Below are 19866 nucleotides of genomic sequence, written 5' to 3' on the forward strand. Positions count from 1 at the left end.
CCAGCGTAGGCGACGCGTGCGACGCGCTCGGCCCGTCATCCGTCGAATCCGCACGCGACAGGCACCTCGTGCGCATCCTGCACCGCCGGCCGCTGTGGCGTGCGATTCGACGGGCGGCGTGCGCGAGGATGGACGCGTGACGCGCATCATCGCCGGAGTGGCCGGGTCGTTGACCCTCAAGGTGCCCGACGCGGGCACGCGTCCGACGTCGGATCGGGTGCGCGAGTCGATCTTCTCGGCGCTCGACGCCCGCGGCCTCTGCGACGGCGCGCACGTGCTCGACCTCTTCGCCGGCTCCGGCGCGCTCGGGCTCGAGGCGGCCAGCCGGGGCGCGGCATCCGTCGTGCTCGTCGACTCGGCGAAGCAGGCGGCGAAGGTCGCGCAGCGCAACGCGGATGCCGTCGCGAAGGCCGGCGCCGAGCGTGCGCTCGTCGTGGCGCAGACGGCGCTCGCCTACCTCGGCCAGACCACCCGCACGTTCGACCTCGTCTTCATCGACCCGCCCTACGACCTGCCGCCCGCGCAGGTGTCGGCGGTGCTGCAGGCGCTGGTGCCGACGCTCGTCGACGATGCGGTCGTCGTGCTCGAGCAGGCGACCCGCACGGGCGAGCCCGAGCTGCCGAGCGACCTCGAGCTCGAGCGCACGAAGAGGCACGGCGACACGGCGGTGCACTGGCTCGGGCGGCGTCCCGCCGTGGGCTGACCTTCCGGGCCCTGCGTTCCGAGGGACGCGTCACGCCTTCGAGAGCCCCGTCCAGTCGATGTCGTCGGAGGGACGCGGAGGTCGCGGATGCGCCTCGGGGTCGAACGCGTGCAGCCGGTCTCGGATGCGCGCGGCGAAGGCGAGCGCACGGCTGGGCGTCTGCCTGAGCTGCGGCGGCTCGTCGCGGAAGGCCGTCGGGATGAGCCGCACGACCGGATCGCCGGAGACGACCGGGTCGAGGTCCACGTACGCGCCGCCCTCGCGCACCACCGCATCCGCGACGTGCGCCCACGAGCAGCGCACGACCTCGACCGGCTGCCCGCGCCGTACGTCCCAGAGCGCGTACCCGACGGGGTCGTCGACGAGCACGAGGTACGACGTGAACCAGCCGCGCGTGCCGAGCCACCAGGTCGCCTGCCGCTCCTGCACGGCCATGAGCATCGCGGTCTCGTCGACGTCGATCGTCGCCTCGACCGCCTGGAGCCGCGCACGCAGTCGACGCGGCCGCTGTCGGGCCATGAGCACGAGGCCGGGCGCGGCGATGATCGGCCAGATGACGAGGTACGACGAGCGCCACTCGGGGGCCAGCACCCAGATCGCGACGTATGCGCCCATGACCGCGAGCACGATCGCCGTGCCGATCGCGAGCGCGATGCGGCGTCGGCGGCGCCAGGTCGTCGCATCCATGCTCTGAGCCGACCACAGGCCTGCCCGCGGCGAAAGGCCTTGCGCGATGCGACGCCTCGTCGCCACCGCGTCAGGCGAACGGATCCCAGCCGCGCGCCTCGAGCGGCTCGCCGTCGAGCGTCACGCCGTCGCCCGCCTCGACGACGCCGATCTCGAGCACGCCGTCGGGCAGCGCGGCGGATGCCGGCAGCGTCGCGAGCAGCGCGTGGTCCTCGCCGCCGTGCAGCACGCGGTCGAGCGGCGCAGGGAACGACCGCAGCGGCGCCGCGCGCAACGCGAGCCGCACGCCGGATGCCGACGCGATGCGGGAGGCGTCGAGCGCGAGCGCGTCGGAGACGTCGAGCATCGCCGTCGCGCCCGCATCCGCGAGCACCGGACCCATCGCGACCGGCGGCAGGGGCGCGAGCTGCGCCATCACCGCACGAGGGTGCTCGATGCGCAGCCGCTGCGCCTCGTCCGCCGACTCGACGCCGTCGACGATCGCCTCCGCGAACAGCAGCGCCACGCCCTCGCCCGCCGAGCCGAGGTCGCCGGCCACGACGACGCGGTCGCCGACCTGCGCGCCCGAGCGCAGCACGGGCGAGCGGCCATCGAGCGACCCGAAGGCCGTCACGGCGATGACGGTGCGCTCGGAGGTCGTGAGGTCGCCGCCCACGACGCCGCAGCCGGGCGCGAGGGATGCGACGGCCGCGGCGAGCGCATCCGCGAACGCCTCGAGCTCGGCGACGGGCGTCGAGCCGGGCACCGCGAGCGCGACGACGAGCGCGGTCGGGCGCGCGCCCATCGCGGCGACGTCGGCGAGGTTCGTCGCCGCCGCCTTCGCGCCGAGGTCGGCCCACGTCGACCATGCCGCGCGGAAGTCCGGCCCCTCGAGCATCGTGTCGGTCGTCACGACGAACGAGCCGTCCGCGCGCACGACCGCGGCGTCGTCGCCCGGCCCCACGAGGGTGTCGTCGCCGCGCGGCAGGCGCGGGATGATGCGGGCCAGCGCGCCGCGCTCCCCCACCTGCGCGACCGTCGCATCCGCATCCGCAGCGGGCGTCGGAGCGTCGGTCGCAGGCACGCCACGACGATAGCCTGGAGGCGATGCGCCGCCTCACGACCGCCCTCGCCCTCGCCGGGCTCGCGGCGGCGACGCTCACGGCGTGCGCCTCCACCGTGTCGCTGAGCGCGGCGCCCGACGCCACGAATCCGCAGTGCGCCTCCGTGATCGTCGCGCTGCCCGACGTGCTCGCCGAGGGCCAGGTGGGCGGCCCGCTCGCCGAGCGCCCGACCGACGCGCAGGCGACGGCCGCGTGGGGCGACCCGACCGCCGTCACGCTGCGCTGCGGCGTGCCCGTGCCCGACCCGTCGACCGCGACGTGCCTCACCATCTCGGGCGTCGACTGGATCGACGTCACCGAGGAGGGCTCGACGGCCCAGACGTACGTCACCTACGGCCGCGACCCCGCCGTCGAGGTCGTGCTCGACCCCGAGGTCATCTCGGGCGGCACCGTGCTGGGCGAGCTCGGCTCGATGGTCGACCGCACCGACGAGGTCGGCGCGTGCATCTCGCCGGCCGACGCGCCGTGACCCGGCGCGCATCCCGACCCGCCGCCGCTCCTCCCCGCCGCTGTCTGCGGTCGCTGGGAGGCTGACGCCATGGCGATCGACTTCACCGCGATCGACTTCGAGACCGCGAACGGCTCGCCCGCATCAGCCTGCTCCGTCGGGCTCGTGAAGGTGCGCGACTCGCGCATCGTCGATCGCGCCTCCTGGCTCATCCGGCCCCCGATCGGGCACGACGAGTTCTCGCACTGGAACGTGCGCATCCACGGCATCCGCGAGGTCGACGTCGCGCACGCGCCGCGATGGGTCGACCAGCACGACCGCCTGCTCGACTTCGTCGGCGACGACGTGCTCGTGGCGCACAACGTGGGGTTCGACAAGGGCGTGCTCAAGGCGGCGTCGCTCGCGAGCGGCCTCGTGGTGCCCGAGACGCGGTGGACGTGCTCGCTGCGCATCGCGCGCAAGACGTACCACCTCGACTCGTATCGCCTGCCCGTCGCGGCGATGGCGGCGGGGTTCGAGGACTTCGCGCACCACGATGCGGCGGCGGATGCCGAGGCGTGCGCCACGATCGTCACGCACGCGGCCGGGCGCCACGGCGCGAGCGACCTCGAGCACCTCGCGCGCATCTGCGCGACCCGCATCGAGCACCTCGGCCCCGACGACGACCGCCGCCTCGCGCGCGAGCCCGCCGAGGCGTGGTGGAGGCCATAGGGGGCTGACGGCCCGGCGCGTCGCCCGCCGCGACGGCGCGGCAGCGACCCCGTGTCGGTGGTGCTCGCCACACTGGAGCCATGGACCTCGGCATCGCCCTCGCACTGCTCGTCGCCCTCCTCGTCGGAGCCGCGGCGGGCTGGTTCGCGTCCGTCCTCGTCGCTCGCGCCAAGGCGGGCGAGGCGACCCTCGCCGCGCAGCAGGCCGAGCAGGCGCAGGCGCTCGCCGACCAGCAGTCCTCGCAGCAGGAGGCGTTCGCGCGCCAGCAGGAGCTGCACGAGCGCGAGCGCGTCGACGCCGAGCTCGCGGGCCTGCACTCGGCGCACGAGTCGCTCGCGGCGCAGCACCGCGACGCCATCGACGCGCGCGACGCCGCCCAGCGCGAGCGCGCGAGCCTCTCGGCCACGGTCGAGGCGCTGCGCGAGCGGCTCGAGGTCGCGAAGTCCGCCGCCGACGAGTCGACCGAGCGCGAGCGCCGGGAGTCGCGCGTCGCCGAGCAGATCGCTCCCATGAAGGAGGCGGTGACGAAGCTGCAGACGCAGCTCGTCGAGCTCGAGCGCCAGCGCAGCGAGCAGCACGGCTCGATCGCGCAGCAGCTGCAGCAGTCGCTGCAGTCCGAGGAGCGCCTGCGCGCCACCGCCGACTCGCTCGCGAGCGCCCTGTCGTCGAACTCGACCCGTGGCGTGTGGGGCGAGACGCAGCTGCGTCGCGTCGTCGAGGCCGCCGGCCTGCTCGAGCGCGTCGACTTCGACACGCAGACGTCGTTCACGACCGACGACCGCCGTCAGCGTCCCGACATGGTCGTGCACCTGCCCGGCGGCAAGCACCTCGCGCTCGACGCCAAGGTGCCGTTCCGCGCCTACCTCGAGGCGTCGCGCATCCCCCTCACGGCCTCCGACGAGGAGCTCGCGCGCCGTGCGTCGCTCATGCAGGAGCACGTGAAGGCGCTGCGCGCGCACGTCGACCAGCTCTCGAGCAAGCAGTACTGGGCGGGCATCGCCAACAGCCCCGAGTTCGTCGTGGCGTTCATCCCCTCGGAGTCGCTCGTCTCGGCGGCGCTCGAGGCCGACCCCGGCATCATGGACTACGCCTTCGGCAAGCGCGTCGCGCTCTCGAGCCCCGTGTCGCTGTGGTCGCTGCTGAAGTCGGTCGCGATCACGTGGAGCCAGGCTGCCGTCGCCGAGGATGCCGCCCGCGTGCACGAGCTGAGCCAGGAGCTCTACGACCGCATCGCCACGATGGCGGGCCACGTCGAGAAGGTGCGCTCGTCGCTCGAGTCGTCGGTGAAGCACTTCAACGCGTTCTCGTCGTCGCTCGAGTCCCGCGTGCTCGTGTCGGCGCGCAAGCTCGCCCGCCTCGACGCGCCGAAGCAGATCGTCGAGCCCAGCGAGATCGACCACGCCCCGAAGCCGCTCACCGCGGCAGAGTTCACCGACCTGGCGATCGAGGCGCCCACCACGTCGACCGAGGAGGTCGTCGACGGCGAGCTCGTGGATGCGGAGGCCGGCACGGATGCCGACGCACCCGCCGAGCAGGAGACGCCGCGCACGCACGCCGACCTCGCGATCGACGAGCTGCTGCGCGACGAGTCGACGCGCTCCGCAGCCCGCGACGACGACGCCTCGGAGTCGCGCGCCGGCTGAGTGCCCGTCGCGCCGGAACCGCGAACGCCGCCCCACCGAGCAGGTGGGGCGGCGTTCGTCGTGACGGCTGACCTCAGTCGATGCGGCCGATCGCCTGGCCCTCGCGCACGGGCTGCCCCGCCGCGATCGTGCGCCGCAGCACGCCGGTGGCGGGTGCGAGCACCTCGATCTCGGCCTTCGAGTTCTCGACCTCTGCGACCGGGTGGCCCTCGGCCACGTGCTCGCCGTCGGGCACGTGCCACATGACGAGGCTGCCCTCCGTCTCGTCGCCGAGGAGTCCCCGAGTGATGACCACGTCCATGCCCGCTCCGTTCGTTCGTCGCTCGCAGCCTGGCAGCGCCCGATCGATGACTCCTGTGAGGGACTCGTCGCGCGTCAGCCAGCCGCTCGGGCGCGCATCGCCTCCACGATGCCTGCGAACTCCTCGACGCGCTCGAGGTGCGGGGCGTGGCCCACGCCCTCCCACGCGTGCTCCTCGACCCAGCCGCCCGCATCCGCGTACCGGCCGAGCACGGCGCGGGTCTGCGCGACCATCGGCTGCGGCGGGGCGTCGTCGTCGCCGGGCCAGCCGGGCACGACGCCCGCCTTGCCCAGCATGTTGAGGTCGAAGTACGACGCGTCGCCCACGATGGCGTCGAGCTCGCCGTGCACCCACGCGATGGGCGGATGCGCTGCCCCGTCGACGATGCCCGTGAGGTCGCTCACCGTGGGCGCCATCGTGTTGAGCACGCCGACGCCGCCGGGTGCGAAGCCCGGCCACGCCTCCGACGAGGTCGCGTCGCCCGGGTACGAGCCGGGTGCCGTCGACGTCGTGAGCATGGACGCGACCCACAGGTCCTCGAGGTCGCTCGCGTAGCCGGGCGCCACGTAGGCGGCGCGGAACACCGACCGCGGGCTCGTCGGAGCCTCGGTGGAGACGTCGCCCGCGGCCAGGCGCGCGACGAAGTCGGGGTTGGCTCCCCCGCCGCCCGTGCCCGGCGCATCCGGATGCACGAGCGAGCCGTCGAGGCGCGTGCCGCCGAAGCCGTAGGGCGAGACGGGCGACTCGAGCACGAGGCCCGCGACGAGGTCGGGGCGGTCGAGCAGCAGGCGCATGACGACGCCACCGCCCATGCTCCAGCCGACGAGCACCGCGCGCCCGATGCCGAGCGCGTCGAGCACCGAGGCGACGTCGTCGGCGTAGTCGCCGAGGCCGCGCGTCGCGTCGACCGGCAGCGTCTCGGAGTCGCCGAAGCCGCGCAGGTCGATCGCGACCGACGGGCCCGACAGGGCGAGCATCGTCTGCTGGTACAGGTGCGCCGACGACACGTTGCCGTGCACGAGCACGACCGGCAGCCCGGAGCCCGAACCGGCCGACAGCACGTTCGCCTGCAAGCGCGGCGTCGCCACGATCTGCGACGAGACGCCAGGCAGCAGCCACGGCCGAGCAGCGGCCGCCACGACCGACTCCCCCGCCGCTGCGGCACCCGAGTCGCTCACGCGAGGATCTCGGGCTCGGTCGCGGCGCGCACCTCGTCGAGCGTCACGCCGGGCGCGAGCTCCACGAGCCGCAGCCCCTCGGGCGTGACGTCGAGCACGGCGAGGTCGGTGATGATGCGGTCGACGACGCCGCGACCGGTGAGCGGCAGCGAGCACTCGGACACGATCTTCGCCGAGCCGTCCTTCGCGACGTGCTCCATGAGCACGATGACGCGCTTCGCGCCGTGCACGAGGTCCATGGCGCCGCCCGGCCCCTTCACCATCTTGCCGGGGATCATCCAGTTCGCCAGGTCGCCCGTGACCGACACCTGCATGGCGCCGAGGATGGCGGCGTCGATCTTGCCGCCGCGGATCATGCCGAACGACGTCGCCGAGTCGAAGAACGCCGTGCCCGGCAGCGTCGTGACGGTCTCCTTGCCGGCGTTGATGAGGTCGGGGTCGAGCGCATCCTCCGTCGGGTACGGGCCGACGCCGAGGATGCCGTTCTCGCTCTGCAGCACGACGGTGCGGCCCTCGGGCACGTAGTTGGGCACGAGCGTCGGCAGGCCGATGCCGAGGTTCACGTAGGCGCCGTCGTCGAGCTCCTGCGCGGCGCGGGCGGCCATCTCGTTGCGGGTGAGGGCCATGGTCATGCCTCCTGCACGGTGCGTCGCTCGACGCGCTTCTCGATGTCGGTGCCCACCTCGACCACGCGGTGCACGTAGACGCCGGGGAGGTGGATGCAGTCGGGGTCGAGCTCGCCGGGCTCGACGAGCCGCTCGACCTGCGCGATGCACACGCGACCGGCCATGGCGGCGAGCGGCGAGAAGTTGCGCGCCGACTTGTTGAAGATGAGGTTGCCGTGGCGGTCGCCGACCTCGGCGTGCACGAGCGCGAAGTCGGTGCGGATGGCCTCCTCGAGCACGAAGTCGCGCAGCTCGCCGTCGACGTCGAACTGCTGCACCTGCTTGGGCTCCGAGGCGACGGCGATCGTGCCGTCGGGGTGGTAGCGGCGTGGCAGGCCGCCCTCGGCGACCTGCGTGCCGACGCCCGTCTGCGTGAAGAACGCGGCGATGCCCGAGCCGCCGGCGCGCAGCCGCTCGGCGAGCGTGCCCTGCGGCGTGAGCTCGAGCTCGAGCTCGCCCGTGAGGTAGCGGCGCTCGAACTCCTTGTTCTCGCCGACGTACGACGACGTCATCTTGTCGATCTGGCCGGCGCGCAGCAGCAGCCCGAGCCCCCAGTCGTCGACGCCGCAGTTGTTCGACGCCACCTTCAGGCCTGTCACGCCGCTGTCGACGAGCGCCGAGATCAGCGCCATCGGGTTGCCGCACAGGCCGAACCCGCCGACGGCGAGCGTGGCGCCGTCGCCCACGTCGGCGACCGCCTCCGCCGCCGTCGCGACCGTCTTGTCGATGCTCATCGCATCCCCTCTCCAGCCGCCTCGTGCGCGGCCTGCTCGATGGTCTCGGCGACGGCGTCGATGCCGGCGCCGAGCAGGATCGTGTAGTGGTTCGTGCCCGGCACCTCGCGCGCCTGCACGGCCGGCACGCGGGCGAGCAGGTCGTCGAGGCGGCCGCCGTAGAGCCCGGGAGGCTCGGCGAGCAGCCCGAGCGGGCTCGTGAGCAGGCGGATGGGCGCCTGCACGGCATCGAGGGCGACGAGCGCGCCGTCGGCGTCGCCGAGCGCCAGCATCGCGACGCCCACGGCCTCGGGCAGCGCCGACGGCCGCAGCGCGCCGTCGACCGACGCGAGGTCGTAGTCGACGTACTCCTCGGCGAGCGGCGACCAGTCGGTGAAGGCCGGGTGCCGCTGCCAGAACGCTCGGTACGCCTCGTGCGACGGGAAGGTCATCGACAGGCGCTCGACGGCCGGACCGAGCAGCGCCTGCGGGTCGCCGACGGGCGCGAGCGGCAGGCCGCCGTCGACGAGCACGAGCGACGCGACGAGGTCGGGGCGGGATGCCGCGAGGCGCGCGGCGACGAAGCCGCCCATCGAGTGGCCGACGACGATGGCGTCGGCGATGCCGAGGGCGTCGAGCGCCGTCGCGACGTCGAGCGCGAGCGCGTCGAGGTCGTACGGGCCGGGCAGCGCGCGCGAGCGCCCGCGGCCGCGCAGGTCGAACGCGACGAGGCGCGCGTCGAGCCGCTCGGCGAGGCCGTGGAACGAGCGATGGTTGGCCGTGATGCCGTGCAGGCCCACGACCGCGCGGCCCGCAGCCGACGCCCGCCACTCGGTGCCGACGAGCTCGCCGCCCGCCACGGGCACCGCGAGGGCGCGCTCGGTCGCCGCAGCCGTCGCCGCCTCGCCCGTCATCGCGCGCTCCATCCACCATCCATCGTGTACGAGGCACCCGTCACCATGCCGGCGTGCGGCCCGGCGAGCCACGTCGCGAGCGACGCGACCTCGGCGGGCTCGACCATGCGCTTGATCGCCATCTCGGTGAGCATGATCTTCTCGACGACCTCGGACTCGGGGATGCCGTGCGTCCTCGCCTGGTCGGCGATCTGCCGCTCGACGAGCGCCGTGCGCACGTAGCCCGGGTCGATGCAGTTGCTCGTGACGCCGTGCGGCGCCCCCTCGAGCGCCGTGACCTTCGACAGCCCCTCGAGCCCGTGCTTCGCAGCGACGTACGCCGACTTGAACGCGGAGGCGCGGATGCCGTGCACGCTCGAGAGGTTGATGACGCGGCCGAAGCCGCGCTCGACCATGCCGGGCATGACGGCGCGCACGAGCAGGAACGGCGCCTCGAGCATGAGCTGCAGGATGCGGCGGAAGTCGGAGGGGTCGAAGTCGACGATGGGGCTGACGCGCTGGATGCCGGCGTTGTTCACGAGGATGTCGGCGTCGAGCCGCAGCGTCTCGAGCGCGGCGACGTCGGAGAGGTCGACGTGCCACGGCTCGCCGCCCACCTCGGCGGCGGTGCGCGCGGCGGCGTCGGCGTCGAGATCGGCGACGATCACGTGCGCGCCGGCGTCGGCGAACGCGTGCGCGATCGCGGCGCCGATGCCGCTCGCGCCGCCGGTGACGAGCGCCCTGCGCCCTTCGAGCTCGGTCATGCTTCCTCCTTCGCGGCGAGCGCCCCGCGGATGAGGCGCATCATCTGGTCGAACACGGCGTCGGGCACGCGCGGTGCCTCCTCGCCGTCCTGGTGTGGCCACAGCACCCAGCGCATGCCCACGAGCTCGCCGATGCCCATGAGCGCCCATGCGGCGACCTCGGGGTCGACGTCGCCGATCTGCCCGGCGACCTTCGCGCGCGTGAGCCCGTCGACGTAGCCCTCGACGATGCGCTCGTAGTGGCGGCGCATGGCGCCGGGCGCGACCTGCTCGGCCTCGCGCACCACGCGATAGAGCGCGGGATGCTCGGCCGTGAACGCGAAGAACGCGCGGAAGCCCTCGGCCTCCGCCTCCGCCCGGGTCGTGCCGCGCGCGGCGCCCTCGGTCATGGCGTGGCGCACGCGCTGGTTGAGGTCGTCGACGAGCGCCTCGAAGAGGTCGAGCTTCGACGCGAAGTACAGGTAGAAGGTGCCCTGGCCGACGCCGGCGCGCTCGGTGATGCGCGACACGGAGGCCTGCAGGTAGCCCTGCTCGCTGAAGACCTCCTCGGCGGCGGCGAAGATGCGCCGCTTCGTCTCGGCGCCCCTCGCGGTCCTCGGCTCGTTCACGACGCCTGATGCGCGCATGGGTCGCCTCTCGTCGTCGAGCGGATCACACCGGGCGTCTGGTGGCGTCTCGCCGACCTGACGCCTGGTTCAGGTCTTCCGACGAGGATGCCGCATGACGCAGGCAGGCGTCAACGCGCGACGACGGCGTGCGGTCAGGCGCGCCACGCGCAGGTCGCACCGAGCGCGTAGACGACCGCATCGCCGACGATGGTCGTCGAGCCCCAGCCGTTGGCGTACATCGCCGTGACGTCGAACGTGTAGGCGGTGCCGCCGCCGAGCAGCGCGAGCGACGAGTACGAGAGCCCTTGCGCGGGCGTGCGGGTCGCGGTCTGCACGATGGCACCGGTCGTGTCGCGCACGTGGACGAGGTAGCTCGTCGGCGCGGGGCTCACGCTCACCGGCGCGGTCCACGTGAAGGTGATGGCCAGCAGTCCGCCCGCGCAGGTGCCGGGCACCGCAGGCGCGACGCGGGCCGCGGTCACCGACGCCTGTGCGTACTCGGGATCCGACCACGCTGCGCTCACCGGCTCGACGGCGATCGCGACGGCACCCGCGACCACCGCAGAGGCGGCGACGATCGCGAGTCGAACCCGTCGGGATCGAGTGGACGGACGTCGGAGCATGCGCCTCAGGGATTCCAGGTGCACGACGCCATGCCGCCACCCGCGTTGGTCGTGAACGTGCCTGAGATCGCCGTGGAGCGCCAGGTTCCGGCGACGGCCTGCAGCCGGAACTCGTACTGCGTGTTCGCGAGGTAGCCGGCGAGGATCGACGAGACGATGTGCGACGTGTCGGTGGCGGGCAGCGTCGTCTCCGACCCGACCAGGACGTTGTTGCGGTAGATGCCGAAGACGTAGCCGGAGCGCGTCGCGGTGCCCGCGCCGTGCGCCCACGCGTACGTGACCGTGGTGCTCAGGCCTCCGACGACGCACTGCGCGCCCTTCGTCGGCGCCCCCACCGTCGCCGCCGTCGCGCTGGCCGTCGCGTACTCGGGATCGCTCCAGGCCGCCTCGACGGACTCCGTCGACGCGACGACGGGCAGCGCCACGACTGCGGCGAGCGCGACGATCACGGCGCCGAGGCGCATGCCGCCGATCACGACGCCACCTCCTCGCGGCGACGCCGGCGCGCGACGACGGCGACGAGCACGCCCGACGCGACGGCAGCACCCGCGAGCGCGAAGCCGAGGCCGGGCACCCCGAGGCCCGTGCGCGGCAGCTCGACGTCGCCGCCGCTCGCCACGTCGTCGCCCATCCCGAGCGCGCGGAAGACCAGGTTCGCGGCGTGGTCGCCGATGCCGATCACGAGCCGCACCTCGATGCGGTACCACCGCGACTCCCCCGCGGGCTGCTCGGCGAGCGTCAGCGCGCCGTCGGCGAGCGTCGCATCCGAGAGCAGCGTCGCGCCGGTCGCGCACCCGTCGGCCGTCCAGGCGACGGCGCACCAGCGCACCGTCGCAGCGAAGGCGTCGTCGGTGGCGTCGACCTCGAGGCGCACGGTGATGTCGCCGTCGGCGCGGTTGGCGCTCACGCCCACGTCCCACGCCGTGGGCACGCCGGGCACCATCGCACGCATCGCATCGCGGTCCTGGATCGAGACGAGGCGCAGCACGTCGCCCTGGATCGTCGTCTGCGACGGCGCGGCATGCGCGACGGGTGCGACGCCGACGATCATCGCGGCGGCGACGCCGACCGTGACGAGCGCGCGGCGGATCATGCGGATGAGGTCCCGGTCCAGGCCCACGTGACGTTGGTCGTGAGCCCCTGCACGGTCGAGGGGGCCGTCGAGAGCATCGAGATGCGGATGCAGTAGGTCAGCGGATTCGCGCCGAGGGTCGAGAGGGTCTGCGTGTTCGCAGGCACCGCGGTCGTGAGCGGCGTGTTCGTCGCGACGATCTGCGTGCCGGTGCTGTTGGTGAAGACGTTCGCATCGCACGTCGTGCCGAGCGGCACCGAGCGCACCGAGTACGTGAGCTGCGCGGCGAGCGTCGCGTCGGAGGGCGCCGACGACGTCGACATCACGAGCGAGCCGCCGATGTTGGTGAGTGCGGTCGTGCGCACGAGCACGGTCGTGTAGCTGCTCGTGCTCGGCGACATCGCCGACGTGACAGGCGAGAACACGAGCGTCGGGCCGGGGCTCGTCGCGTGCTCGGCGTAGCCCGTGCCGTTGATGTTGCCCTCGATGCCGAATCGGCTCGCGGTCACGGTCGCGGTCGCGTACTCCGAGTCGTTCCAGGCCGCGAGCGTCGCGGTGGTGCCGATGCCGAGCACGAGGCCGCCCGCGAGCACGGCGCGCAGCCGCACGAGCCAACGGCTCGTGCGGCTACGACGCTGTGCTGCGTGCCTGCCCATGTCGGATCGGAGACGAGGTCGACTAGATCGTCGACGTCGCCGTGAACTGCCAGACCGCGGTCGTCGCACCGCCCTGGGTCAGACCGGTGCCCGCCGTGACCACGAAGCAGAGCTGCGTCGCCGTGCCGGCTGCCGTCACCGGCGAGCCGTTGGGCAGGTTCGGCGTCGCGCCCGCGACGTTCGCGTTCGAGGCGAGCGTCGTGGCCGTGCCCATCACGACAGGGGTGCCGGTCGTGACGGTCGAGTCGCACGCCGCCGTGGCCCCGATGGCGTAGACCGTGTACGACAGGTTCGCCGAGTTCGTGCCCGGCGCCGTGTCGGTGGACGTGACGGCGACGAGGTCGAGCGTCGCGGCGCTCGTGGTGTTCGCCGCGAGGCGCACCCAGAACGGCGAGTACACGACCTGACCGGGCGAGAGGTTGTTGAAGGGCGCCGTGAAGTTCAGCGCAGCCGCGCCGCCCGACGACGTGTGGTCGGCGAAGCCGGCGGTCGCCGACGTCGTCGATCCCTGCATGTTGAACGTGCCGGCCGTGAAGGTGCCGGTCGCGTACTCGTTGTCCGTCCAGGCGGCGAGCGTGATGGCGGCACCGATGCCGAGCACGAGGCCGCCGGCGAGGACGGCGCGGATCTTGCGACTCCGCGAACGGCGGCGGTCGATCGTGGTGGGGGCCGCGACCTCCGCGGCGCTGTCGTGGGCATGCATGAGCGGACTCCGAACCGGACAAGAGACATGAGGACGTTTCAAGTGTCCTTGCTTGTCCCCCAAGTGTCAACGGCGCATGCCGCAATGCCCATGCGATTCGCAGGTTCGCGCGCACGTTCGATGCGCCGAGGCGCATCGGATGTGGGCTCAGCCGCGTGGACTGCCGCGGGGAGGGGACGTCAGTCGGCGTGCTGCGACGCCGCGACGGTCTGCGCTCGTTGATCGCGCGGCCAGAACGCCCACGTCACGAGCACGGTCGCGCCCAGCGTGATGCCGCCGAGCACGAAGGGGTTCTGGAACTGCACGATGACGTTCGCGAGCCCCGGGATCGACCACATGACGAGCCGCACGGTGGTCTCGACGTACGCCTCGGGGTCGGGCTGGTCGTTGTCGTCGCCCTGCATGCGGAAGATCACGGTGTCCTCCGACGCATCCACGATCTCGATCACACGGTGCGTCACGGGCAGCTGGTCGGACTCCGAGCGGTCGACCGTCACGACGTCGCCCACGGCGATCTCGGACGCCGGGATCTCGCGCACGAACGCGATGGATCCCGCCGGGATCGTCGGCGACATCGACCCGGTCGCGAACATGACGATCGAGATCTTGAAGAGGAACGAGGTGGCGACGAGCAGGATGCACGCGAGGCCCGCGAGCGCGAGCACGTCGAGCAGGATGCGGCCCACGACGCCGCGAGCCCGGCGCCCGATGCCGCGCCCTCGGGCGCGAGGCACGTACTCGGGCGCGGCGGCGTCGACGATCGCGTCGACGGGGCTCTGCGGCTCGGCGGGCGGCGCCCCGGCCGCGACCACGGGTGCCGCGACCGCAGCGGACGCTCGCGCCGGTGCGACGTCGCTCGCGGACTCGGTCGACGAGCTCGTCGCATCGGGAGCCGTGGCCGCCTCGAGGCCCGCGACGGCGTCGAGCCCGTCGTCGACGACGCGCGACGCCGATGCATGGCGTCCGCGTCCCGCGGCATGCTGCGGCGGCTGCTGCTCGTCGCTCACGGCAGACGTCGCGGCACCCTCGGCGTCGATCGCCGATCCGCTCGCGTCTCCCGCATGCCGCCTCACGCTACTCGTGCCTCCCTGGACCGACCGGCGTCGCGCACGTCGTCACCACGTGCATGACGCGATGGTCGCGTTCGTCGTGCCCATCGTGAAGCGGCCGACGATGATGGCCGACGACCACGTGCCGCTGGTCGCATTCACCCGGATCTCGTAGGTCGTGTTGGCGTTGAGGCCCGTGCCAGCGCTGACGGTCACGAACGTTCGGTCTGCGGCGATCGTGGCCGACTGCTGCGGCGTCGTCGCGCCGACGGCGTAGAGACCGACGAAGTAGCCGCTTCGCGTCAGTCCGGTCGCGGCCTGCGACCAGTTGAAGACGGCCTGCGTGTTGTTGGTCTGCCGCACGCACGTCGTGCCGACGGGTGCCGTGACGGTCCCGGCCGTCGCCGACGCCGTGGCGAGCTCCGGGTCGCTCCACGCAGCCGCGACGGGGTGGGCGGCGACGACGAGACCGAGCGCGGCGACGCCCCCGAGCACCGCGAGGCGGAGGCGGCCCAGCCGCGACCCGATCACGCGTCCACCTCGCGGCGACGTCGCGCGAGCGCCGCGAGCAGGATGCCGCCGCCCACGGCCATGATCGCGAGGCCAATGCCGAGGCCGGGCACGTCGAGGCCCGTGGGCGGCAGGCCGACGTCGCCGCCGCTCGCGACGTCGTCGCCGAGGCCCGTGGCGCGGAAGACGAGGTCGGCGCGGTGGTCGCCGAGGTCGATGTCGAGCACCACCGCGATGCGGTACCAGCGCTGCTCCCCCGACGGCTGCTCGCCGAGCACGACGACGCCGTCGTCGAGCGGTGCCTCGGCGAGGATGGCCTCGCCGGTGGCGCATCCATCGGCATCCCATGCGACGGCGCACGACGCGATGACGGTCGAGAACGCCTCGTCGGTCGCGTCGACCTCGAGCTGCAGCGCGATGTCGCCGTCGGCCCGCGAGGCGCTCACGCCCACGTCCCACGAGACGGGCACGCCCGGCACCATCGCCGCCATGGCCTCGACGTCCTGCACCGACTCGAGGCGCAGCACGTCGCCCTGGATGATCGTGCGCGCGGGAGCGGCGTGGGCGGCCGCGGGCACCCCGAGCGAGAGCGCGAGCGCGAGGGCGGCCGCGGTCGCGGCGCGCGGCATCACGCCGACGAGGTGCCGAGCCACTGCCACGTGACGTTCGTCGTGAGTCCCTGCACGCTGCTCGGCGCCGTCGAAGGCATCGAGAGCCGCACGCAGTACGTGACCGTGTTGCCGGCCGCGGCCGTGAGGGACTGCGTGTTGGCGGGCACGGCGGTCGTGAGGGTCGTGCCGTTGGGCACGATGATGTTCGCCGCGGTCGACGCCGCGTCGAAGACGGCCTGGTTGCAGGTCGTGCCGGCGGTGACGACGCGCACCGCGTACTGCAGCTGGGCGGCGAGCGTCGCGTCGGAGGGTGCCGACGACGTCGACATGACGAGGGATCCGCCGATGTTCGTCGTCGCGGTCGTGCGGATGACGAGCGACGAGAACGAGACGGTGTTCGGCGACATCTGCGACGTGACGGGGCTGAACGTCAGCGTGGGCCCGGGGCTCGTCGCGTGGTCGGTGAAGCCCGTGGCGTTGATGTTGCCCTCGATGCCGAAGCGGCTCGCGGTCACCGTGGCGGTCGCGTACTCCGAGTCGTTCCAGGCCGCGAGCGTCGCGGTGGTGCCGATGCCGAGCACGAGGCCGCCCGCGAGCACGGCGCGCACCCGCACGAGCCAACGGCTCGCGCGGGTGCGACGCGGTGCTGCGTGCCTTCCCATGCCCGGATGCGTTCGACTAGATCGTCGAGGTCGCCGTGAACTGCCAGGTCGCGGTCGTCGAGCCGCCCTGCGTGAGGCCCGAGCCCGCCGTGACGACGAAGCAGAGCTGCGTCGCGGTGCCGGCTGCCGTGACGGGCGAGCCGTTGGGCAGGTTCGGCGTCGCGCCGGCGACGTTGGCGTTCGGCGCGAGCGTCGTGGCCGTGCCCATGACGACGGGCGTGCCCGAGGTCACGGTCGCGTCGCACGCCGCCGTGGCCCCGATGGCGTAGACCGTGTACGACAGGTTCGCCGAGTTCGTGCCCGGCGCCGTGTCGGTCGAGGTGAGCGCGACGAGGTCGAGCGTCGCGGCGCTCGTGGTGTTCGCCGCGAGGCGCACCCAGAACGGCGAGTACACGACCTGGCCGGGCGAGAGGTTGTTGAACGGCGCCGTGAACGTGAGCGCCGCGGCGCCCGCCGCCGACGTGTGGTCCGAGAAGCCGGTCGTCGCCGAGGTCGTGGAGCCCTGCATGTTGAACGTGCCGGCGGTGAAGGTGCCGGTCGCGTACTCGTTGTCGGTCCAGGCCGCGAGCGTGATGGCCGCGCCGATGCCGAGCACGAGGCCTCCGGCGAGGACGGCGCGGATCTTGCGGCTGCGCGAACGGCGCTTCGAGGCCGTGGCCTCGGTCGGGGTCGCTGCCCCGGTGTCGATGGTGGGCATTCGGGCTCCTGTTCGGGGGAAGGAAGGATCGACGCATCTGCGCGCAGCCGTCCCCCATCGCCGCAACGACGGTGCACGGGATCGAGCCGTTGCGCGTGTTCGGTGCGGTCGAGCGAGACGGATCGCTCACATGCTGCGATCTGTCCCCCACACTGCACGATGCGTGCGCGAGATTCCAGAGATCCCAGTGATGGCGCGACCCCCGGCGCGCCAGAGCGTGCCGGGGGTCGTACGACGATCGAGGTATCTGGAGCGTCAGCCCGCGCGCTCGGCGTCGCGGTCGAGCCACTTCGACGCGAGGTGCTCGGCGATGACGCGGCGGGCGGTGCCGGTCTTCGAGCGCAGCACGAGCGACTCGGTGCGGATCAGCGGACCCTTGCGACGCACGCCGTCGAGCAGGCCGCCGTCGGTGACGCCCGTCGCGACGAAGTACGTGTTGTCGCTCGTCACCAGCTCGTCGACCGTGAGGATGCGGTCGAGGTCGTGCCCTGCGGCGAGCACCTTCGCGTGCTCGTCGGCGGACTGCGGGTTGAGACGACCCTCGACGACGCCGTCGAGCGCCTTGACTGCGCACGCCGTGATGACGCCCTCGGGCGTGCCGCCCGTGCCGACGCACAGGTCGATGCGCGACTCCCATCGTGCGGCGTTGATGCCGCCGGCGACGTCGCCGTCGAGCAGCAGCCGCGTGCCGGCGCCCGCGGCGCGGATCTCATCGATGAGCGCCGCGTGGCGCGGGCGGTCGAGCACGGCGACGACCATGTCGGCGACGTCCTTGCCCTTGGCCCTCGCGAGCTCGCGGATGTTGTCGCCCATCGACTGCGCGAGCGACACGACGCCCTTGCCCTCGGGGCCGCAGACGAGCTTGTCCATGTAGAACGCGTCGACGGGGTCGTACATCGTGCCGCGGTCGGCGACGGCGATGACGCTCAGCGCGTTCTGACGGCCGGCGGCCGTGAGCGACGTGCCGTCGATGGGATCGACCGCGATGTCGCACGACGGGCCGCGACCGTTGCCGACGTGCTCGCCGTTGAACAGCATGGGCGCCTCGTCCTTCTCGCCCTCGCCGATCACGACGACGCCGTCGAACGCGACGGTGCCGAGGAAGGTGCGCATGGCGTCGACGGCGGCCTTGTCGGCGGCGTTCTTGTCGCCGCGACCGATGAAGGGGACGGCGCGGATGGCGGCGGCCTCCGTCGCGCGGACGAGCTCCATCGCGAGGTTGCGATCGGGATGCTGGAAGACGGTCTCGGCCATCGTGTGGCTCCTTCGGCAGGGGTGGCAGGGGCCAGCTGCGTCCAGGCTATCGGGGTGCGCGCGCTCGCACCCGCCGCGGGCAGGGCTCGACGCCGAGCGCGGTGTCGCTGGACCCGCTCGGCGTCGAGGTCTGGGGAGGCGCGAGCGCCTCGGCTCAGTGCTGCGGCGCCGACTCCTCGAGGAGTGCGTCGGACTTCGCGCGGAAGAACCTCGTGGCAGCGAACATCGCGGCGGCGACGAACGCGAACACGCCGAGCGAGACGACGCCCCACGCGCCGCTGTCGGTCGGCGCCGCCTCGTTCACGGCGGTGCGCATGATCGGCGCGACGAAGCCGCCGAGGTTGCCGAGCGAGTTGATGAGGCCGATGCCGGCCGCCGCTGCCGCGCCGGTCAGGAACGCCGTCGGGAACGACCATGTGATGGGTCCGACCGAGAGGAAGCTCGCTACGGCGATCGTGATGCACAGGATGCCGATGATCGGCTGCTGCATGGCCCCCGCGAGCGCGGAGCCGAGGATGAAGACGCCCGTGAGCACGAAGAAGAGGGTGCCGTAGCGGCGGCGCCTGATGACCGTCGTGGCTCGACGGCCGAAGAGATAGCAGGCGAAGAGGCCGACGAGCCACGGGATGGCCGACACGAGGCCCACCTGCCACCCGACCGACTGCCCCAGCAGCCCAGCGACCTGCTGCGGGAGGTAGAAGGTCGTGCCGTAGACGGCGATCTGCAGGCAGAAGTAGATGATCGTGAAGTACCAGACCTTCCAGCTGGCCATCGCCTTCCAGATGCCGGTCGGGCCGTCGGCGCTTCGCACCTCGTCCTCCGCTGCCATGGCCCGTGTCAATGCGCCCTTCTCGTCGTCGTCGAGCCACTTCGCCTGCTGCGGCGAGTTCGTCAGGAAGAAGAGCGCGGCGATGCCGGCGATGACGGCCATCAGTCCCTCGACGAAGAACATCACCTGCCAGCCGTGCCACGGGGTGACCTGGTCCCCGAACGAGATGAGCCCGCCTGACAGGGGCGCGCCGAGCATCTGGGAGAACGGCTGCGCGAGGTAGAAGAGCGCGAACATCTGCACGCGCACCTTGTTGGGGAACCACTCCGCCAGGAACATGATCACGCCGGGGAAGAGCCCCGCCTCGGTCACGCCCAGCAGGAAGCGCAGGACGATGAACATCGTGTCGTTCGTGGTGAAGGCGAACGCCGACGCGACGATGCCCCACGTGATCGCGATGCGCGCGAGCCAGAAGCGGGCGCCGAACCGCTTGAGCAGCAGGTTCGACGGGATCTCGAAGATCGCGTAGCCGATGAAGAACACGCCGGCGCCGAAGGCGAAGGCCGCAGCAGAGATGCCGCGATCCATCTCGAGGGCCTCCTCGGCGAAGCCGACGTTCGTGCGGTCGAGGAAGGCGACGAAGTACAGGATGATCAGCATCGGCATGAGGTGCCGTGCTGCCTTCTTGATGGCGGACGACAGCGCCGGCGCGTCGGCCGTCGAGTCGATCGCCTTCGCGAGATCGGACATGGTGCGCTCCTTTGCGGACCGGCGGCGAGCCGCCTCGGGGTGGTGGGGGCAGGGCTAGAGGGACGTGACGAGGAAGATGCCGGCGAGCACGAC

General features: G+C 72.8%; 25 protein-coding genes. 4 read left to right on the forward strand and 21 right to left on the reverse strand.

Annotated features, from left to right (window positions below; all coding sequences use genetic code 11):
• Positions 1–136: 136 nt before the first annotated feature.
• On the forward strand, positions 137–703 hold the full coding sequence (rsmD, locus tag BLQ67_RS03080; RefSeq protein WP_092502349.1) for a 16S rRNA (guanine(966)-N(2))-methyltransferase RsmD: 567 nt from the start codon (positions 137–139) through the stop codon (positions 701–703).
• Positions 704–733: 30 nt separating this feature from the next.
• Here the strand turns inward: rsmD and BLQ67_RS03085 are convergent, their stop codons facing one another.
• Positions 734–1390 (reverse strand): hypothetical protein, encoded by a 657-nt coding sequence (locus BLQ67_RS03085; protein WP_092502351.1) that lies wholly within the window; start codon positions 1388–1390, stop codon positions 734–736.
• 70 nt (positions 1391–1460) lie between these two features.
• Positions 1461–2453 (reverse strand): thiamine-phosphate kinase, encoded by a 993-nt coding sequence (gene thiL / locus BLQ67_RS03090; protein ID WP_092502353.1) that lies wholly within the window; start codon positions 2451–2453, stop codon positions 1461–1463.
• A gap of 23 nt (positions 2454–2476) precedes the next feature.
• Here thiL and BLQ67_RS03095 point away from each other — a divergent pair, with 23 nt between their 5' ends.
• The 3 genes from BLQ67_RS03095 (at position 2477) to rmuC (ending at position 5295) form a co-directional block, all read left to right on the forward strand.
• The gene (locus BLQ67_RS03095) at positions 2477–2962 is read left to right on the forward strand and encodes a DUF3515 domain-containing protein (protein WP_092502355.1); all 486 of its coding nucleotides are present in this window, start codon (positions 2477–2479) and stop codon (positions 2960–2962) included.
• A 69-nt stretch (positions 2963–3031) separates the two neighbouring features.
• Positions 3032–3652: an exonuclease domain-containing protein gene (locus tag BLQ67_RS03100; protein ID WP_092502357.1), complete on the forward strand. Its 621-nt coding sequence runs from the start codon at positions 3032–3034 to the stop codon at positions 3650–3652.
• Between the two features lie 80 nt (positions 3653–3732).
• Entirely contained in the window at positions 3733–5295 is a 1563-nt protein-coding gene (rmuC, locus tag BLQ67_RS03105; protein ID WP_092502360.1) for a DNA recombination protein RmuC, read from the forward strand.
• A gap of 73 nt (positions 5296–5368) precedes the next feature.
• Here rmuC and BLQ67_RS03110 read toward each other — a convergent pair whose 3' ends face one another.
• From BLQ67_RS03110 to BLQ67_RS03200, 19 genes are all read right to left on the reverse strand, one after another.
• Positions 5369–5596 (reverse strand): lipoyl domain-containing protein, encoded by a 228-nt coding sequence (locus BLQ67_RS03110; RefSeq protein WP_092502362.1) that lies wholly within the window; start codon positions 5594–5596, stop codon positions 5369–5371.
• 74 nt (positions 5597–5670) lie between these two features.
• The gene (locus tag BLQ67_RS03115) at positions 5671–6774 is read right to left on the reverse strand and encodes an alpha/beta fold hydrolase (RefSeq protein WP_407922481.1); all 1104 of its coding nucleotides are present in this window, start codon (positions 6772–6774) and stop codon (positions 5671–5673) included.
• The gene (locus tag BLQ67_RS03120) at positions 6771–7400 is read right to left on the reverse strand and encodes a CoA transferase subunit B (protein WP_172802239.1); all 630 of its coding nucleotides are present in this window, start codon (positions 7398–7400) and stop codon (positions 6771–6773) included. The genes BLQ67_RS03115 and BLQ67_RS03120 overlap by 4 nt, the downstream gene beginning before the upstream one ends.
• A gap of 2 nt (positions 7401–7402) precedes the next feature.
• Positions 7403–8173, reverse strand: coding sequence for a CoA transferase subunit A (locus BLQ67_RS03125; protein ID WP_092502364.1), 771 nt, complete (start codon positions 8171–8173; stop codon positions 7403–7405).
• On the reverse strand, positions 8170–9078 hold the full coding sequence (locus BLQ67_RS03130; RefSeq protein WP_092502365.1) for an alpha/beta fold hydrolase: 909 nt from the start codon (positions 9076–9078) through the stop codon (positions 8170–8172). The genes BLQ67_RS03125 and BLQ67_RS03130 overlap by 4 nt, the downstream gene beginning before the upstream one ends.
• Positions 9063–9809, reverse strand: coding sequence for a 3-hydroxybutyrate dehydrogenase (locus tag BLQ67_RS03135; protein WP_092502367.1), 747 nt, complete (start codon positions 9807–9809; stop codon positions 9063–9065). The genes BLQ67_RS03130 and BLQ67_RS03135 overlap by 16 nt, the downstream gene beginning before the upstream one ends.
• Positions 9806–10435 carry a TetR/AcrR family transcriptional regulator gene (locus BLQ67_RS03140; RefSeq protein WP_172802240.1) on the reverse strand — a complete coding sequence of 210 codons (630 nt, stop codon included), beginning with the start codon at positions 10433–10435 and terminating at the stop codon, positions 9806–9808. Before BLQ67_RS03140 ends, BLQ67_RS03135 begins: the two co-directional genes overlap by 4 nt.
• A gap of 134 nt (positions 10436–10569) precedes the next feature.
• Positions 10570–10941, reverse strand: a complete 372-nt coding sequence (locus tag BLQ67_RS03145) for a fibronectin type III domain-containing protein (protein ID WP_157674638.1) — start codon at positions 10939–10941, stop codon at positions 10570–10572.
• Between the two features lie 104 nt (positions 10942–11045).
• Positions 11046–11516 carry a hypothetical protein gene (locus BLQ67_RS03150; protein WP_092502371.1) on the reverse strand — a complete coding sequence of 157 codons (471 nt, stop codon included), beginning with the start codon at positions 11514–11516 and terminating at the stop codon, positions 11046–11048.
• Positions 11513–12160, reverse strand: a complete 648-nt coding sequence (locus tag BLQ67_RS03155) for an LPXTG cell wall anchor domain-containing protein (protein ID WP_092502373.1) — start codon at positions 12158–12160, stop codon at positions 11513–11515. The genes BLQ67_RS03150 and BLQ67_RS03155 overlap by 4 nt, the downstream gene beginning before the upstream one ends.
• Positions 12130–12768 (reverse strand): SipW-dependent-type signal peptide-containing protein, encoded by a 639-nt coding sequence (locus BLQ67_RS03160; RefSeq protein ID WP_092502375.1) that lies wholly within the window; start codon positions 12766–12768, stop codon positions 12130–12132. Before BLQ67_RS03160 ends, BLQ67_RS03155 begins: the two co-directional genes overlap by 31 nt.
• A 22-nt stretch (positions 12769–12790) precedes the next feature.
• On the reverse strand, positions 12791–13471 hold the full coding sequence (locus BLQ67_RS03165; RefSeq protein ID WP_092502377.1) for a SipW-dependent-type signal peptide-containing protein: 681 nt from the start codon (positions 13469–13471) through the stop codon (positions 12791–12793).
• 179 nt (positions 13472–13650) lie between these two features.
• A complete protein-coding gene (locus tag BLQ67_RS16790) occupies positions 13651–14544 on the reverse strand; it encodes a signal peptidase I (RefSeq protein WP_231945143.1) in 894 nt (297 codons plus the stop codon).
• 42 nt (positions 14545–14586) lie between these two features.
• Entirely contained in the window at positions 14587–15051 is a 465-nt protein-coding gene (locus tag BLQ67_RS03175; RefSeq protein WP_092502379.1) for a fibronectin type III domain-containing protein, read from the reverse strand.
• Positions 15048–15689 (reverse strand): hypothetical protein, encoded by a 642-nt coding sequence (locus tag BLQ67_RS03180; protein WP_157674639.1) that lies wholly within the window; start codon positions 15687–15689, stop codon positions 15048–15050. Before BLQ67_RS03180 ends, BLQ67_RS03175 begins: the two co-directional genes overlap by 4 nt.
• Entirely contained in the window at positions 15659–16303 is a 645-nt protein-coding gene (locus BLQ67_RS03185) for a SipW-dependent-type signal peptide-containing protein (protein WP_092502382.1), read from the reverse strand. Before BLQ67_RS03185 ends, BLQ67_RS03180 begins: the two co-directional genes overlap by 31 nt.
• A gap of 16 nt (positions 16304–16319) precedes the next feature.
• Positions 16320–17000, reverse strand: coding sequence for a SipW-dependent-type signal peptide-containing protein (locus tag BLQ67_RS03190; protein WP_092502384.1), 681 nt, complete (start codon positions 16998–17000; stop codon positions 16320–16322).
• A gap of 255 nt (positions 17001–17255) precedes the next feature.
• Entirely contained in the window at positions 17256–18254 is a 999-nt protein-coding gene (gene glpX, locus BLQ67_RS03195) for a class II fructose-bisphosphatase (protein ID WP_231945144.1), read from the reverse strand.
• Between the two features lie 154 nt (positions 18255–18408).
• Complete coding sequence (locus BLQ67_RS03200; protein ID WP_092502386.1) at positions 18409–19773, reverse strand: MFS transporter; 1365 nt, start codon at positions 19771–19773, stop codon at positions 18409–18411.
• Between the last annotated feature and the right edge of the window lie 93 nt (positions 19774–19866).

The organism is Agrococcus jejuensis (assembly GCF_900099705.1).
Classification (GTDB): domain Bacteria; phylum Actinomycetota; class Actinomycetes; order Actinomycetales; family Microbacteriaceae; genus Agrococcus; species Agrococcus jejuensis.

What these genes read in the sequence shown, in the direction of transcription:
- BLQ67_RS03200 (WP_092502386.1), bottom strand. Translation starts at nt 19,773, where the DNA reads ATGTCCGATCTCGCGAAGGCGATCGACTCGACGGCCGACGCGCCGGCG.
- BLQ67_RS03085 (WP_092502351.1), bottom strand. Translation starts at nt 1,390, where the DNA reads ATGGATGCGACGACCTGGCGCCGCCGACGCCGCATCGCGCTCGCGATC.
- BLQ67_RS03130 (WP_092502365.1), bottom strand. Translation starts at nt 9,078, where the DNA reads ATGGAGCGCGCGATGACGGGCGAGGCGGCGACGGCTGCGGCGACCGAG.
- BLQ67_RS03185 (WP_092502382.1), bottom strand. Translation starts at nt 16,303, where the DNA reads ATGGGAAGGCACGCAGCACCGCGTCGCACCCGCGCGAGCCGTTGGCTC.
- BLQ67_RS03140 (WP_172802240.1), bottom strand. Translation starts at nt 10,435, where the DNA reads ATGCGCGCATCAGGCGTCGTGAACGAGCCGAGGACCGCGAGGGGCGCC.
- rmuC (WP_092502360.1), top strand. Translation starts at nt 3,733, where the DNA reads ATGGACCTCGGCATCGCCCTCGCACTGCTCGTCGCCCTCCTCGTCGGA.
- BLQ67_RS03190 (WP_092502384.1), bottom strand. Translation starts at nt 17,000, where the DNA reads ATGCCCACCATCGACACCGGGGCAGCGACCCCGACCGAGGCCACGGCC.
- BLQ67_RS03160 (WP_092502375.1), bottom strand. Translation starts at nt 12,768, where the DNA reads ATGGGCAGGCACGCAGCACAGCGTCGTAGCCGCACGAGCCGTTGGCTC.
- BLQ67_RS03135 (WP_092502367.1), bottom strand. Translation starts at nt 9,809, where the DNA reads ATGACCGAGCTCGAAGGGCGCAGGGCGCTCGTCACCGGCGGCGCGAGC.
- BLQ67_RS03165 (WP_092502377.1), bottom strand. Translation starts at nt 13,471, where the DNA reads ATGCATGCCCACGACAGCGCCGCGGAGGTCGCGGCCCCCACCACGATC.
- BLQ67_RS03125 (WP_092502364.1), bottom strand. Translation starts at nt 8,173, where the DNA reads ATGAGCATCGACAAGACGGTCGCGACGGCGGCGGAGGCGGTCGCCGAC.
- BLQ67_RS03100 (WP_092502357.1), top strand. Translation starts at nt 3,032, where the DNA reads ATGGCGATCGACTTCACCGCGATCGACTTCGAGACCGCGAACGGCTCG.
- BLQ67_RS03095 (WP_092502355.1), top strand. Translation starts at nt 2,477, where the DNA reads ATGCGCCGCCTCACGACCGCCCTCGCCCTCGCCGGGCTCGCGGCGGCG.
- BLQ67_RS03120 (WP_172802239.1), bottom strand. Translation starts at nt 7,400, where the DNA reads ATGGCCCTCACCCGCAACGAGATGGCCGCCCGCGCCGCGCAGGAGCTC.
- glpX (WP_231945144.1), bottom strand. Translation starts at nt 18,254, where the DNA reads ATGGCCGAGACCGTCTTCCAGCATCCCGATCGCAACCTCGCGATGGAG.
- BLQ67_RS03110 (WP_092502362.1), bottom strand. Translation starts at nt 5,596, where the DNA reads ATGGACGTGGTCATCACTCGGGGACTCCTCGGCGACGAGACGGAGGGC.